Genomic DNA, 14,406 nt, shown 5'->3' on the forward strand with positions numbered 1-14,406 from the left:
CCCGGGGCGAGCGACAGTCGTCCCGGGGTCGCGCTGATCAAGCTGGATCCGCCGCGGGTACTAGTGGCAGATCAGCAGCGACAGGCCGGAGCCGCCGTTGCACAGGGTGAGGCTCAGGTTGCTCGGGCAGCTGTGGCCGCTGTTGGAGCTGCCACCACCGTGGCCGCCGGTCTGCGGTGCGGCTTCCATGCCCTGCAGGTCAAGAACAGACATCTCGTCTACTCCTTGTGTCGGGGGTTACTGCGTACCCGCACCGGTCGGCGCGGGGGTCTGTGGGGCCGTGCGGCGGGTGGGCGCCAGCAGCGGCAGGTGGACGGGCTCGTTGTGCAGAGCCATTCCGACCGCGAGCAGCACACCGGCTGTGCCGGTGGCCAGGTCCATCGAGAGGCGCAGCAGCGCCGTGCCGGGGAAGGCGATCCCGTCGCCGTAGGGCAGCGCGTGCCATGCCAGGTTGCGGATCTGCTTGGTGACCAACGGGTCCGCTCCGGGAAGCCGGCCCGCGAGGTAGGCCAGGATCCCGGCGCGGCCGGTGAACAGGCCGGGCAGGATGTACATCGTGGACGTCGCGGCGGCCTCGATGCCGCGGTTGGCCTCGGCGAACTGGTCGTCGTGCCCGCGGGCCAGGTACTCGTCGAGAACGATACCAAGGCCGACACTGCCGCCGTCAAGGTACGGCATGGTGCGCCAGCCTTCGTTGATCTCCAGGACACCGTTGTCCCGTAAGAAACAGCGCTTCAGGTCCTGGCGCAACGCGTTGGCAGCGCGGTCAAGGAAGTTCGTGTCACCTGTGTCGTCGTAGGCGCGCAACAACAACAGCGCCTGTCCGGCTCGCCCGCGGAACAGCCCGGCGTGTGGGTGCGTGCCGCCGCTGATGCCGGAGTCGTCCTCGTCGTCGGGCCGTTCGGCGACGAGTTCGGCGGCCCGCAGCGCGGCCATCCGCAGCGCCGGTTCGCCTGAGCGGTCGGCGAAGTGCAGCAGGTTCAGTCCGATCCCGGACAACCCGGTCATCAGGTCGGGACCGAACGACTCCCACTTCTCCCGCAGGCAGATGTCCAGTGTGTCCAGGGCTTCCTGCCGGTAGCCGAGGTGTTCGAGGGCGAACGCGGCGCCGTGCAGGCCGTCGAACAGGCCGATCCGCGATCCGCCCGCCGGGTTCTTCGCCCGGCTGACCAGCCACTGGTCGAACCGCTCGTCTCGGTGGCCTCCGGTGACCGACAGGGCGTACAGCACACCGGCGGCACCGTGTGCCAGGCCGAGCCCGCCGACGCCGAACTGCCTGGGGTCACCGGGGAACAGCCTGTCGTCGCGGTCGGGTGTGGCACTCGCGACGATCGCGCGGACCATGTCGTCGCGCACCGACGGCCACCCCGCGCTGTCGGTCGCGATACGGGGGCTGGGCGTCGACGGCGTGTCCGGTGGGACGATCACGTCGACGCCCTTGTCCAGGAACTCCCGTGACACCGGGAAATGCTCGGTGATGATCTCGGCGAACTGCCGCGCCTTGACGCGGTGCAGGCCGAACAGGTTCGTCATCGGCAGGAACATCGCCAGCCGCAGGCACGCCATCGCGTACTCGTCCACGCCGAAGCCGGTGACCGAGCGCGGGGCGGTGAAGCCGGGGTTGCCGAGACCTGGCCGGGTCGCTTCCTCCACCGGTGCCGCGACCTCGTAGTCGAGCAAGGCGATCGTGTCGTCCTCGCGGACGATGATGTTGAACAGGTGCAGGTCGCCGTAGACGATCCCGCGCTCGTGCACCGCCGTCATGGTCTGCTCGACCTGGCGGTGGATGCGCACCACCCAGTCGGTGAACCGCGCGTAGTCGGCGTCCGTGGCGGCGGGGTCGATCAGGGGGTACTGCATGGTGATCGCCTTGGACAGCACGTCTCCCTGCACGTACTCCATCACCATGAACCGGTGCTCGCCCAGCCAGAACAGGTCGTACACCTCGGGGATACCGGGGACGCCCGCGAGTCTGCGCAGTATGTCGTGCTCGCGTTCGAGCCTGCGCACGGCATCGTGGCCCCACGCGTCGAGTCCGGCGTGCGGCCGGGCCTCCTTGAGCACGACCTGTTTGTCGGTCCTGGTGTCCTTGCCGACGTAGATCCCGCCGCCGTTGGAGAAGTGCACGACGCTGTCGAATGTGTACGGCAGCCCCTGCACGGTCACGGAATTGCGGGCATCCAAGTGCGGCTGGAGGAATCGCGGCAACGTGACCCACGGCGGTGTGTAGAAAACGGGACCGCGCCTGTCGGCGACAAGTGTGCCGTCCGGCTGCGCGATCGCGTCGACGACTTCACCGCTCTCGTCCACTGTGTACCGGTTGGCGAAGGCGCCGTATCGGACGTACAGCGGGCCATTTCCCCACCGGAGATCACTCAGGATGTACGGGCTCGGCTCGCCGTCGAGCAGTTCGCCGAGTTCGGTCAGAATCCGTTCGCACTCGGTGTCGTCCGACGGGTAGATCGTGACCAGCTTGCCGCTGAATCCCCGCGGAGCGTATTTGGAGACCCGGGAGATCAGCGCGGAGCGTGATCGCAGGAACTTGAACTGGATGCCCCGGGGGACGCAGTAGTCGAAAACCTTGTCGATCACCTGCCCGGCGTTGTCCGGGGTGGCCGACGCGTGGATCTTCCAGCCCTGCAGCGGGGTGTCCCGCGTGCCGGGGTCGAGTACGAACCAGTCGTCCTGCTCGTGCCGCGTCCACCCGTCGGGCAATGGGCGTTCGGCGGTCGCGAAGGACTCCCCGGCCGTCTGCTCGGAGTGCATCGCGTCGTAAAACGACGGATCCGCCATGCAGTAGGCCTCGTACTCCTCGTTCATGGCTGCAATCGTTGTTACCGGCCGCGCAACGGCATAGTGAGTTCCGTCATTAGTCCCCGACGCGCCTGTCACGGTCGAACGGTGCGTTTTTCACATCCGCCCGTACCGACGCGTAACACTCCGATCATCCAGCGCGATGCCCCATTTGACGAACGGGCTGGTCACCAAAGCCCCCCGTGGTGGCCATCCCGTTTGTCAGTGACACCAGCCCACAGCGCGTCAAGCGGCTGTGGGTGAAAGTCTCGCGGCACGCGCGGCCGGGGATATCCCGGCCAGCGTGTCGGCGAATGGGTTCCGCACACTCCGCGGAAGACAATGTCGCGCATAGTGCAACGGTGTCGCAATACCGCCCGGCGACGTCTCACGGGATAACAGTGCGATAACGCGCGATCATCGTCCGAGTGTGCGCGCATGATCGATAATTCATGCGACAGTGCGGTTGACGACTGGCAGCATCCGGCCCATGGCTCGTCTCCGCGACATCGTTCCCGTCGTCCACGAACACCCATTGGCCTACGTCATCGGCCTGCAGGGCATCGCACTGCTACAGGGTTTCATCGGAGAGCACGACCGGGAGTTCATCGAGGCCAGACTGGCCGAGGTCCGCGAGCTGCTGGCGGACGAACGGCTGGCACGGCCGGTCGACGTGACCCGAGTGAGCACAGTGGACGGTTACCGGACCTGGTCGGCGACCTACGACGACCCGGCCAACGCGGCGTTCGCCATCGACGTGCCGGTCGTCAAGCGGATCGTCGACGAGTTGCCCGCAGGCACGGCGCTGGACGCGGCGTGCGGCACCGGCCGGTACGCCGAACTCCTCGTCGAGCGCGGGCACCGGGTGATCGGCGTCGACAGCTCACCCGAGATGCTGGAACTGGCGCGCAAGCGTTTGCCCGGCAGCGAGTTCCGCGAGGGCACGTTGCACCACCTGCCCGTCGACGAGGTCGACCTGGTCGTGTGCGGGCTCGCGTTGACCCACAACCCGGACCTCACGCCGATCTTCGCCGAGTTCGCGCGCGTGCTGCGGCCGGGCGGGCACCTCGTGATCGCCGACATCCACCCGGACGGGGTGTTGCGCGGCTCCATCCCGACTGTCCGCGGCCCGAACGGCGAGCCCCACCGGCTGGTGACCTACCGCCACTCGATGGGCGACTACGTGCGTGCCGCGCTGGCGGCCGGTCTGACGGTGCGGCACTGCGAGGAGCCACAGCCGGAAGCACCACCGCCGGGTTCGAAGGCCACGGACGTCGGCCCGTGGGATGTCTGGCCGTGGTCGCTGGCGGCGCTGGTGCCGGAAGCGGCGCACGCGGCGGTCGAGGGTCAACTGGTCGTCTGGCACTTCCAACGAGATAGCTTGCGCACAATGTAATCGTGGGCTATGTTTCCGTCATGGCCGAACCTGACCCGCGCAACTTCCTGTTGCTCGACGAACAGGCCTGCTTCGCGCTGTACGCGGCGTCAAGGGCGGTCACGGACGTGTACCGGCCGCTGCTGGCCGAGCTGGACCTCACGTATCCGCAGTACCTCGTGTTGCTGGTGCTGTGGGAGCGCGACAACCAGCCGATCAAGCAGATCGGTACCGCACTGCACCTCGACTACGGCACCGTCTCCCCGCTGCTCAAGCGGTTGGAGACGCGCGGGCTGGTGCAACGCAAGCGGCAGGCGGACGACGAGCGGAGCGTCGCGGTGAGCCTGACGCGGGAAGGGATCGCGCTGCGCGAACGAGCGCTGGAGATCCCGCCCGCGATCGGGTGCGCACTGGGCCTGGACGACCAGGGCCGGCGCGCGCTCATCGACCTGCTGCGTGACGTCACCGCGACCGCGCGGAGTGCCGCCACCGGAACTTCACCCGAAGGAGATCACTGAGATGCCGAGCCGCGACGCGACCACCCACTGGGAAGGCGGACTGCAGCAGGGTGGCGGCACCGTCACCCTGGACTCGTCCAACGCCGGGCAGTTCCCGGTGTCCTTCCCGACCCGCGCGGGCAACCCGGAGGGCCAGACCAGCCCCGAGGAGCTGATCGCCGCCGCGCACTCGTCCTGCCTGGCGATGAACCTCTCCGGCACGCTGGAGGGCGCGGGCTACACGCCGACCAGCCTCGACGTCAGCGCCGAGGTCACGCTCGGCCCTGACCCGGACGGCGGCTTCCAGATCAGCGGGATCGCGATCACGCTGACCGCCAAGGTCGACGGGCTCGACAAGGAGAAGTTCGCCGAGCTCGCGGCCACCGCCGAGCGCACCTGCCCGGTGACCAAGGCGTTGTCCGGCACCACGATCACGCTGGACGCCACGCTCGCGGAGTGACCCGTCACTGATTACCGTCCACTCCCATGACAGTGAGCCGACGTGGACTCCTTTTCGGACTCGGTGCGGCCGTGACCAGTTTCGGCATGGCCGCACCCCCGGACTGGCAGCGGTTGCGCACCCGGCTGGCCGGTGCGCTGCACCTGCCACAGGATCCGGGTTACGCCACCGCGCGCCAGGGTTACTTCACCATCCACGATGGACAGCGCCCGGCCGCGGTCGTCCAGTGCGCCCGCACCGAGGACGTCCAGGCGTGCGTCGACTTCGCCGCGGCGACGAGCACGCCGGTCGCCGCGCGCAGCGGCGGGCACAGCTACGCCGGTTACTCCACACGGGACAGTAGCCTCGTCGTCGACTTGCGCGAACTCTCTGCCGTGCAGGTCGGCCCGGACGGCACGGCCACGATCGGCGCGGGCGCCCGGTTGATCGACGTCTACGCGGCGCTGGCCCGTTCCGGCAGGGCCCTGCCCGGCGGCACGTGCCCGTCGGTCGGCATCGCAGGTCTCACGCTCGGCGGCGGAATCGGCGTCACGGCACGCAAATACGGCCTGACGTGCGACCGGCTCGTCTCGGCCAGGATAGTCACCGCCGACGGCGTGCTGCGATCCGTCTCGGCCACGCAGGAACCAGACCTGTTCTGGGCGTTGCGCGGGGGTGGCGGCGGCAACTTCGGCATCGTCACCTCGTTCACGTTCCACACCACGCCCGCCACCGACCTCACCGTGTTCGAGCTGGAGTTCTCGCCCGCGGCGCTTGCGGAGTTGCTCGGCGCCTGGCAGTCCTGGCCGATCCCGGACGAGGTGTGGTGCAACCTGGACGTCCCCGGCGACAAGCGTGCGAACGCGTGGGTCACCGGGTGTTTCGTCGGCCAGGAGCCTCGGGTCCAGCCGTACATCGACAACCTGGCCAAGCTCGTCGGCACGCAGCCGATCACCCGGCGCACCAAGCAATACGAGCACTTCGAGGCCATGCGGTACTTCGCGGGCCAGCCTGACCGCGGGTCCTATGTGTCCACATCACGGATGATCGGTCCGCCGATCCGTGACACGTCGGCCATGGTGTCGCTGCTGCGCAGCGCTCCCGGGCTTTACACGCAGTTCGACCGCTTCGGCGGCGCAATCGCACGCGTCGGCGGAACCGACACCGCATTCCCGTACCGGGACAGCATCGCGAGCATGCAGGTGGTCCACCAGGTCGACCGGGACGAAACCGCCGCACGCCAGGCCATCGCGCACGTCCGCGACGAAGTCGGCAGGCAGTACGGCCGGACCGGTTACGTCAACTACATCGACCCGCAGATGCCCGACTGGGCGCAGGCGTACTACGGGCCCAACCTGCCGAAGCTGCTCACAGTGGCCAAGCGCTACGACCCACAGCGGGTGTTCGCGTTCGCCCAAGGCCTCGGTTAGACGTCGAAGAACACCGTCTCGTTCTCGCCCTGCAACCGGATGTCGAACCGGTAGCCGTGGTCAGTCGGCTGCGCGATCAACGTGTGCCGCCGGGCGGGATCGACGCTCGACAACACCGGGTCAGCGGGGTCGTCGGCGAGGTAGATCCGGGTGACGACCCGGTTGAGCAGGCCGCGGGCGAACACCGAGACGTCGATGTGCGGCGCCTGCCCGGGAATCGCGCCGGGCGGGAGGGTCAGGATCCAGTAGGTGCCGTCGGACTCGGTCGGGCACCGGCCGAACGCGCGGAAGTCCTTGCGCAGCGGGCCGGACGGGTCGTCGGGGTGGTCGAAGTGCCCGTCCGGGTCCGCCTGCCACGTCTCGATCAAAGCGTCCGGGACCGGCTGCCCGGCGCCGTCGTACACCGTGCCGACGATCCTGATGGCCCCGGCGGTGCCTTCCGGGACCACGGTGGGCCCGTCCGGCCAGGGCAGACCGATCGACAGGAACGGCCCGACGGTCTGCGACGGCGTGGTCATTCGTCGTCCACCTCCTCCTCGAACGGCGTGGCGTCCCTGCCGCGCACGACGATGTCGAACGAGTAGGCCAACGCCCAGTTCGGCACGGTCCGCGACATGTCGAAGGACGAGATCATCCTGGCACGGGCGGCCGGGTCGGGCACCGAGTTGAAGATCGGGTCCTGGCCGAACAGCGGGTCGTCCGGGAAGTACATCTGGGTGACCAGGCGCTGTGTGAAGGACCTGCCGAACACCGAGAAGTGGATGTGCGCGGGCCGCCAGGCGTTGTCGTGGTTCTGCCACGGGTACGCGCCCGGTTTGATCGTGGTGAACGTGTACCGGCCCTCGGCGTCGGTCAACGTCCTGCCCACGCCGTCGAAGTTCGGGTCGACCGGGCTCGGCCAGCGGTCCCGCACGTGGTTGTAGCGCCCGCCCGCGTTCGCCTGCCAGATCTCCACCAGCGAGTTCGCCACCGGTTTGCCGTCGCCCTCCAGCAGCCTGCCGTGCACGATGATCCGCTGCCCTTGCGGCTCACCGGCGTGCTGCGCGGTCAGGTCGTTGTCGTTGGGGCTGAGACGCCCTTCGCCCAGCAACGGGCCGGTGATCTCGGTCAGCTTCTGCGGCAGCAGGACCGGCCGCTGCGACGGGTGCCGCAGCGCGGTCGACTTGTACCCCGGGCTGTCCAGCGGTGGATGCGTGCCGGGCTCGTCGCGCAGATACAACGGGAACCTCCTACGGGAACGGCAGGCCGACGTAGTTCTCGGCGAGACTCGTGGCGGCGGCGGTCGATGACGCGGTGTACCGCAGTTGGGACAACTGGAGCCGGTGCTGGAACGGGTCCGCGTCGTGCGCCCGGTGCAGCATGCTGGTCATGAAGTACGAGAAGTGCTCGGCCCGCCACACCCTGCGCAGACAGGTGTCCGAATAGGACTCCACGAGGTCGGTCCTGTTGTCGCGCAGCAACGCCTTGAGCGCGCGGGACAGCACCAGGACGTCGGCCATCGCGAGGTTCATCCCCTTGGCACCGGTCGGCGGGACGATGTGCGCCGAGTCGCCTGCCAGCATGAGCCGCCCGTGCCGCATCGGTTCGGCCACGAAACTGCGCATCGGCGACAGCAGCCGTTCCAGGATCGGGCCCTCGTGCAGCGCGAATCCGCCGGAGATGGCCAAACGGGCGTGCAGTTCCGCCCAGATCCGCTCGTCCGGCCAGTCGTCGAGCGAGTCCGACGGGTCGACTTGCAGGTACAACCTGGTCACGTCGGGGGTGCGCATGCTGTGCAGCGCGAAACCGCGCTCGTGGTTGGCGTAGATCAGCTCGTGGTGCGCGGGCGGCGCCTTGACGAGAACACCCAGCCACGCGAACGGGTAGACGTGGTCGTACACGGTCATCGCACTGTCCGGAATGGACGGGCGGCTGATGCCGTGGAACCCGTCGCAGCCCGCGATCACGTCCGCCTGGATCTCCCGCACGACACCGTCGGCGTCCTTGTACGTGACGCGGGGCGTGTCGCCGGTCAGCTCGTGCAGTTCGACGTCGGACACCTCGAAGTGGATCTCGGCGCCCGCCTTGAGCCGTGCGGCGATCAGGTCCTTGACGATCTCCTGCTGGCCGTAGACCACGATGGACCGGCCGGTCAGGTCGGTCAGCGCGATCCGGTGGTCTTCGCCGTCGAACCGCAGCGTGATGCCGTGGTGCGGCAGGCCTTCGGCGTCCAGCCGGTCGGCGAGCCCGACTTGGCGCAGCAGTTCGACCGTCGGGTGTTCGCAGACGCCCGCGCGGACCCGCTTCTCCACGTACTCGCGACTGCGGGCCTCCAGGATCACCGAGTCGATGCCGTCCAGCCAGAGCAGGTGGGACAGCAGCAGCCCGGCCGGCCCGGCCCCCACGATGGCCACCTGAGTGCGCATGACTGAAGGGTTACCGAAAATCACCACGTCAGGGACTCTGGTTTCCGCTCACCGGAAGGCACACTCAGCCCATGACAGGCGAGTCGGTGTCCAGCCGGGTGTTCCGGCTGCTGGACGCGTTCTCCGAGACCAAGCCGGCGCTGACGCTGTCCGAGCTCAGCTCGCTGGCGGGGCTGCCGCTGAGCACGACGCACCGGCTGGTGAACGAGCTCACCGACTGGGGCGGGCTGACCCGCGGCGGGGACGGGCGCTACCGCATCGGGCTGCGCCTGCTGGCGATCGGATCGCTCTCACCAGGCAGTTTGAGCCTGCGCGAGCGGGCGATGCCGTTCCTCGAGGACCTCTACGAGGCCACGCGGCAGAACGTGCAGCTGGCTGTCCGGGACGACCTGGAAGCGGTCTACGTCGAACGGATCTCTGCTCGCGGCGCGGTCAGCATCCTGACCCGGGTGGGCAGCCGGATGCCGCTGCACGCGACCGGCGTCGGCCTGATCCTGCTCGCGCACGCCGACGACGACGTGCGCGAACGCGTGTTCTCGGCACCGCTGGAGCGCTTCACCGAACGGACGATCTCCACCACACGCCGGCTGCGGGAGACTCTCGCCGCGGCCCGGCGCGACGGGTACGTGGTGAGTGACAGGCAGATCGAAATGATCACGCAGTCGATCGCGGCGCCGGTCCGTGACGCGAACAACACCGTCATCGCGGCGCTGTCCATCGTGGTGCCGATCGAAACGGATGCCCGTGCGCTCGTGCCCGCAGTCCGAGCCGCGGGTCACGGCATCTCACGGGCGATGGGTTGGCGGCCCAGCACCCACAGGCGCTGAAGTCAGCTTTCGGCCTGGGTGGCGCTCACAGCGCCCTCTTCGGAGCGGCCGATCAGCTCCTCGATCTCGAGTTGCCCGAACAGTTCGCGCAGCTCGTCGAAAATCGGCGTTCCCGCCACGGTTGCGTTTGCCATGGTCCCCTCTCCCTCCTCACACAGCGTATACACGCGTACCCCCACGCGATGCACACCCTGTCACCCGTATGACGTAAGAAGTACCCATTTCATTCCGGCCTATTGCAGTGACCTACGTCTCATTTGGCGTCCGGGATTCATCCTGCGACAATGTTCGTGATGCGAATGCTTGTTCGCATAGCGCACATCAGGAGGTGAGATGGCGTCCGTGAGCTCGCTGGCCGAGGCAGTCGCGGACCTGGTGCACGACGGCGACCAGGTCGCGCTGGAAGGCTTCACGCACCTGATCCCGTTCGCGGCCGGGCACGAGATCATCCGGCAGGGCCGCAAGGACCTCACGCTGGTGCGGATGACACCCGACCTGGTCTACGACCAGCTGATCGGCGCGGGCTGCGCCCGCAAGCTGGTCTTCTCGTGGGGCGGCAACCCCGGCGTCGGCTCGTTGCACCGCTTCCGGGACGCCGTGCAGCACGCGTGGCCGGTGCCGCTGGAGATCGAGGAACACAGCCACGCGGGCATGGCCAACCGGTACGCCGCGGGCGCGTCCGGCCTGCCGTTCGCGGTCCTGCGCGGCTACACAGGCACGGACCTGCCGGAACACACCGACACGATCAAGCCGATCACGTGCCCGTTCACCGGCCAGACCCTCACCGCGGTGCCCGCGCTCAACCCGGACGTGGCGATCATCCACGCCCAGCGCGCCGACCGGAAGGGAAACGTGCAGCTCTGGGGCATCACCGGAGTGCAGAAGGAGGCCGTCCTCGCGGCCAGGCGCTCGCTGGTGACCGTCGAGGAGATCGTCGACGAGCTCGACCCGCGGCCCAACGCGGTCACGCTGCCGGGCTGGGTGGTCACACGCGTGGCGAAGGTGCCCAGGGGCGCGCATCCCTCGTACGCGCACGACTACTACGTCCGCGACAACGACTACTACAAGGCGTGGGACGGCATCAGCCGTGACCGGGACGCCTTCCAGTGCTGGCTCACCGAAGAGGTCGCCGGATGAACTACACCACTGACGAGATGATGACCGTCGCCGCCGCGCGTGTGCTGCGGGACGGCGCCTCCTGCTTCGTCGGCATCGGACTGCCGAGCACCGCGGCGAACCTCGCCCGCGCGACCCACGCGCCCGATCTCGTGTTGATCTACGAGTCCGGCTGCATCGGGGCGAAACCGGACCGGCTGCCGCTGTCCATCGGCGACGGCATCCTCGCCGAGACGGCGGACTCGCTGGTCAGCGTGCCGGAGATCTTCAACTACTGGCTGCAGCCCGGCCGGATCGACGTCGGCTTCCTCGGCGCCGCCCAGCTCGACAAGCACGGCAACATCAACACGACCGTGATCGGCGACTACGCGGACCCGAAGGTGCGGCTGCCCGGCGCGGGCGGCGCGCCGGAGATCGCCGCGTCCTGCAAGGAAGTCGTGATCGTCGTCCGGCAGAGCAAGCGCACGTTCATCGACAAGCTCGACTTCATCACGTCGGTCGGCCTCGGCGACCGGTCGTCGTTCACCGGCGCCGGGCCGGGCATGATCATCACCGATCTCGGCGTGCTGCGGCCGGTCGGCGGCGAGTTCACGCTGACCCAGCTGCACCCGGGCGTGGAGGTTTCACAGGTGATCGACGCGACCGGCTGGGAGCTGAAGGTCTCGCCGGACCTGACCGAGACGCCGCCGCCGAGCGAAGCCGAGCTGACCGCGTTGCGGAAGCTGGCGGGCTGACCCGCGTGTTCGAGGCACTGTTCGGCTCTCGCGACGAGGACGCCTGGCTGACGGCGTTGGTCGATGCCGAGAAGGCGCTCGCCGCGGCACTGGCCAAGGCCGGGGTGATCCCGGCGGAGGCCGCATCGGAGATCGCCCGCGTTCCGGTCTCGTTCGACGCGGCCGAACTCGGCAGACAGGCCCTGGGTGCGGGCAACCCTGTTGTTCCGTTGGTACGCCGGCTCCGGGCCCAGGTGTCCAGCGAGACGGCGCGGTACGTCCACTTCGGCGCAACCAGCCAGGACATCATGGACACCGCGGCGATGCTCGTCGCCAAGAACGCCGTCGGTGCCATGCTGACCAATGTGGACGCTTCAGCCGACGCTTGCGCCGCACTCGCCGACGAACACCGTGACACAGTGATGATCGCGCGGACGTTGATGCAACACGCGCTGCCGACGACGTTCGGGCTCAAGTGCGCAGGGTGGCTCGTCGCTCTCGACGAGGCCGCAGCGAACCTGCGACGGTTGCGTTTCACCGCCCAACTCGGCGGGGCGGTCGGGACGCTTTCGGTGTTCGGTGACACCACTGTCCCCCGGTTGTTCGCCGCTGAACTGGGACTCGACGAGCCCGTCATCCCGTGGCACACCAACCGGACCAGGATGGGTGAGCTCGCCGGGGCGTTCGGAGTGCTGGGCGGTGTGCTCGGCAAGATCGCCCTTGACGTGACCTTGTTGGCGCAGACCGAGGTCGGCGAGGTGGCCGAGTCTTCCGGCGGCGGATCGTCCACCATGCCGCACAAGCAGAACCCGGTTCGCTCCGTGCTGATCACGGCCGCCACCAGGCAGGTCCCCGGTCTGGTCGCCACCATGCTCGCCGCGATGCCCCAGGAGCACGAACGTGCCGCGGGCGCCTGGCACGCTGAATGGGAAACACTGAATTCGATGTGCGGAATGCTGAGCACAGCATGCGCGCGTACTCGTGACCTGTTGACCGGGCTGCGGGTCGACCGCGAACGGATGCGTGCCAATGTGGACATGACCGGTGGCCTGGTGATGGCCGAGGCGGTCGTGACCGCCCTGGCGCCGGCCATGGGCCGTGCCACCGCGTCGGAAGTGGTCACCGAACTGGCCACCTCCGGTCGGCCGTTCCGCTCGGCGCTGCTGACCGACCCGCGGATCTCACTGTCCGAAGAGGACATCGACAAAGCGCTGGATCCAGCCGCGTACCTGGGTGCGGCGAACGAGCTGACAGATCGGGCGTTGCGGCGATGAGCGACTTCGTGCAGTCATTGGAACGCGGCCTCGCGGTGATCAGGGCGTTCGACGCCGACCACCCGGAGATGACGTTGAGCGACGTCGCCAAAGTGACCGGCCTGACACGAGCGGCGGCACGCCGATTCCTGCACACCCTGGTCGAACTGGGCTACATGCGCACTGACGGGAAGCTGTTCGCGTTACGGCCCAAGGTCCTCGATCTGGGCTACTCCTACCTGTCCAGCCTGGGGTTGCCGGACGTGGCCCAGCCGCACCTGGAGAAGCTGGCGACAGAGGTGCACGAGTCCTGCTCGGTGTCAGTGCTGGACGGGACGGACATCGTCTACGTGGCACGCGTCCCGACCAAGCGGATCATGAAGGTGATGATCGAGACAGGAACCCGTTTCCCAGCCCATGCGACGTCGATGGGCCGGACGATCCTGGCCGCCCAGGACCCGGCCTGGCTGGACTCGTTCCTCGCCACGACAACCCTGACCCCCTTGACCTCGAGAACCATCACCGACGCGACCGAACTCCGCGCGGAACTGACCAGGGTCAGCACCCAGGGGTGGTGCGTGGTCGACGAGGAACTGGAGAACGGGCTCAGGTCCGTCGCAGCCCCGATCCGCAACCAGGGCAAAGTGGTAGCGGCCGTGAACATCTCGACCCATGTCAGCCGGCCGGTGGACAGCGTGCACACGGACCTGCTGCCCCCGTTGCTGGCGACAGCGGAAGCGATATCCGCGGACCTGACAGCCTCAGGTGGCACACTCGGCAGATGACCGAGCCGCGTGATGCCGACCTCAAGATCGACGGAATCGTTGCCGGCAACGTCATCCAAGCCAACGTCATCAACGCGAACACCATCACGATAACCGGCCCGGCAGCGCACGTCCTCGACCAGTTGCAGCAGGCACAACAGCAGTTGCTCCTCGGCCGCCGTGCCGAGCAGCGCACCGGTCTGCTGACGACGCACAGCCGGTCGGTACTTCACAGATCATCGCCCCTGCCACGTCGGAACCTGACGACGCGTCGAGGGTGGCCAAGCTGCGGGCCATCATCTTCGACACCTCGATCAGCCACACGTGGTACGTGGAGGATTGACAAGGCCGTTAGAGGAACTTGATGTCGCTGATCTTCCAGACGTCCCCGGCCTTCACGGCGCTCACCAACAGCTGGGCCGCGCCCGACTCGTGCTGATCGCCCTTGACCAACTGCCGGTCGACGAACACCAGCAGCCGGGCCGAATCAGCCCGCAGGTCGACCACACCGATCGACCGGACCGCAGTCGTCAGCACCTGCTTCTTCTCCGTGGCCTCTTTCCTGGCCTGCTGGAACTCCGTGTTGTACTGCTCGATCGCCGCACCGGTCAGGACGTCCTGAGCAGCGACAGAAGTCCGGTCCATCTGACCCGGGTCGTACGAGAACACCGTGCGCAGAGTCCGGCCAACCTGATCAGTCACGGCGTTCGTCGCGGCCAGGTCGACCAACGCGACATTCTCCGGCCCACGCGGCCGGGCAACCGTGAACCACACGGTCAAGCACACACCAAGAA

17 protein-coding genes are annotated in these 14,406 nt (G+C 68.1%); 10 read left to right on the forward strand and 7 right to left on the reverse strand.

From position 1 onward, the window contains the following. Positions 1-60 precede the first annotated feature (60 nt). Both AOZ06_RS57330 and lanKC read right to left on the reverse strand, forming a co-directional pair. Positions 61-213 carry a SapB/AmfS family lanthipeptide gene (locus AOZ06_RS57330; protein ID WP_143231394.1) on the reverse strand — a complete coding sequence of 51 codons (153 nt, stop codon included), beginning with the start codon at positions 211-213 and terminating at the stop codon, positions 61-63. 24 nt (positions 214-237) lie between these two features. Further along, the gene (gene lanKC / locus AOZ06_RS42340) at positions 238-2,820 is read right to left on the reverse strand and encodes a class III lanthionine synthetase LanKC (protein WP_054294509.1); all 2,583 of its coding nucleotides are present in this window, start codon (positions 2,818-2,820) and stop codon (positions 238-240) included. 463 nt (positions 2,821-3,283) lie between these two features. Between lanKC and AOZ06_RS42345 the strand changes: the two genes are divergently transcribed. From AOZ06_RS42345 to AOZ06_RS42360, 4 genes are read left to right on the forward strand one after another with little or no spacing between them, the layout of a single operon-like run. Further along, a complete protein-coding gene (locus AOZ06_RS42345; protein WP_054294510.1) occupies positions 3,284-4,189 on the forward strand; it encodes a class I SAM-dependent methyltransferase in 906 nt (301 codons plus the stop codon). Between the two features lie 20 nt (positions 4,190-4,209). After that, positions 4,210-4,686, forward strand: a complete 477-nt coding sequence (locus AOZ06_RS42350) for a MarR family winged helix-turn-helix transcriptional regulator (RefSeq protein WP_054297331.1) — start codon at positions 4,210-4,212, stop codon at positions 4,684-4,686. A gap of 1 nt (position 4,687) precedes the next feature. Beyond that, positions 4,688-5,125: an OsmC family peroxiredoxin gene (locus tag AOZ06_RS42355; protein ID WP_054294511.1), complete on the forward strand. Its 438-nt coding sequence runs from the start codon at positions 4,688-4,690 to the stop codon at positions 5,123-5,125. Positions 5,126-5,151: 26 nt separating this feature from the next. Next, a complete protein-coding gene (locus AOZ06_RS42360) occupies positions 5,152-6,534 on the forward strand; it encodes an FAD-binding oxidoreductase (RefSeq protein WP_054294512.1) in 1,383 nt (460 codons plus the stop codon). Here the strand turns inward: AOZ06_RS42360 and pcaG are convergent. From pcaG to AOZ06_RS42375, 3 genes are read right to left on the reverse strand one after another with little or no spacing between them, the layout of a single operon-like run. Continuing rightward, positions 6,531-7,052: a protocatechuate 3,4-dioxygenase subunit alpha gene (gene pcaG / locus AOZ06_RS42365; RefSeq protein ID WP_054294513.1), complete on the reverse strand. Its 522-nt coding sequence runs from the start codon at positions 7,050-7,052 to the stop codon at positions 6,531-6,533. The two genes, AOZ06_RS42360 and pcaG, sit on opposite strands and share 4 nt — an antisense overlap. Next, positions 7,049-7,753, reverse strand: coding sequence for a protocatechuate 3,4-dioxygenase subunit beta (gene pcaH / locus AOZ06_RS42370; protein WP_054294514.1), 705 nt, complete (start codon positions 7,751-7,753; stop codon positions 7,049-7,051). The genes pcaG and pcaH overlap by 4 nt, the downstream gene beginning before the upstream one ends. Positions 7,754-7,763: 10 nt before the next feature. After that, positions 7,764-8,939: a 4-hydroxybenzoate 3-monooxygenase gene (locus AOZ06_RS42375; protein ID WP_054294515.1), complete on the reverse strand. Its 1,176-nt coding sequence runs from the start codon at positions 8,937-8,939 to the stop codon at positions 7,764-7,766. Between the two features lie 71 nt (positions 8,940-9,010). Between AOZ06_RS42375 and AOZ06_RS42380 the strand changes: the two genes are divergently transcribed. Further along, positions 9,011-9,766 carry an IclR family transcriptional regulator gene (locus AOZ06_RS42380; protein WP_054294516.1) on the forward strand — a complete coding sequence of 252 codons (756 nt, stop codon included), beginning with the start codon at positions 9,011-9,013 and terminating at the stop codon, positions 9,764-9,766. Between the two features lie 2 nt (positions 9,767-9,768). On the opposite strand, the gene AOZ06_RS61460 is transcribed toward AOZ06_RS42380, so the two are convergent. Next, on the reverse strand, positions 9,769-9,900 hold the full coding sequence (locus AOZ06_RS61460; RefSeq protein ID WP_257721444.1) for a hypothetical protein: 132 nt from the start codon (positions 9,898-9,900) through the stop codon (positions 9,769-9,771). A gap of 199 nt (positions 9,901-10,099) precedes the next feature. On the opposite strand from AOZ06_RS61460, the gene AOZ06_RS42385 reads away from it, so the two are divergent. Genes AOZ06_RS42385 through AOZ06_RS57335 form a run of 5 tightly spaced genes read left to right on the forward strand, consistent with a single transcriptional unit; the run spans position 10,100 to position 13,977 of the window. After that, positions 10,100-10,903, forward strand: coding sequence for a CoA transferase subunit A (locus tag AOZ06_RS42385; protein WP_054294517.1), 804 nt, complete (start codon positions 10,100-10,102; stop codon positions 10,901-10,903). After that, entirely contained in the window at positions 10,900-11,616 is a 717-nt protein-coding gene (locus AOZ06_RS42390; protein ID WP_054294518.1) for a CoA-transferase subunit beta, read from the forward strand. The genes AOZ06_RS42385 and AOZ06_RS42390 overlap by 4 nt, the downstream gene beginning before the upstream one ends. A 5-nt stretch (positions 11,617-11,621) precedes the next feature. Next, positions 11,622-12,869: a 3-carboxy-cis,cis-muconate cycloisomerase gene (gene pcaB, locus AOZ06_RS42395; protein WP_179950777.1), complete on the forward strand. Its 1,248-nt coding sequence runs from the start codon at positions 11,622-11,624 to the stop codon at positions 12,867-12,869. After that, complete coding sequence (locus AOZ06_RS42400) at positions 12,866-13,633, forward strand: IclR family transcriptional regulator domain-containing protein (RefSeq protein ID WP_054294520.1); 768 nt, start codon at positions 12,866-12,868, stop codon at positions 13,631-13,633. The genes pcaB and AOZ06_RS42400 overlap by 4 nt, the downstream gene beginning before the upstream one ends. Further along, complete coding sequence (locus AOZ06_RS57335; protein ID WP_157233543.1) at positions 13,630-13,977, forward strand: hypothetical protein; 348 nt, start codon at positions 13,630-13,632, stop codon at positions 13,975-13,977. The genes AOZ06_RS42400 and AOZ06_RS57335 overlap by 4 nt, the downstream gene beginning before the upstream one ends. On the opposite strand, the gene AOZ06_RS42405 is transcribed toward AOZ06_RS57335, so the two are convergent. Continuing rightward, positions 13,964-14,392 (reverse strand): hypothetical protein, encoded by a 429-nt coding sequence (locus tag AOZ06_RS42405; RefSeq protein ID WP_157233544.1) that lies wholly within the window; start codon positions 14,390-14,392, stop codon positions 13,964-13,966. The two genes, AOZ06_RS57335 and AOZ06_RS42405, sit on opposite strands and share 14 nt — an antisense overlap. Between the last annotated feature and the right edge of the window lie 14 nt (positions 14,393-14,406).

The organism is Kibdelosporangium phytohabitans (assembly GCF_001302585.1).
In the GTDB taxonomy this organism is placed as follows: domain Bacteria; phylum Actinomycetota; class Actinomycetes; order Mycobacteriales; family Pseudonocardiaceae; genus Kibdelosporangium; species Kibdelosporangium phytohabitans.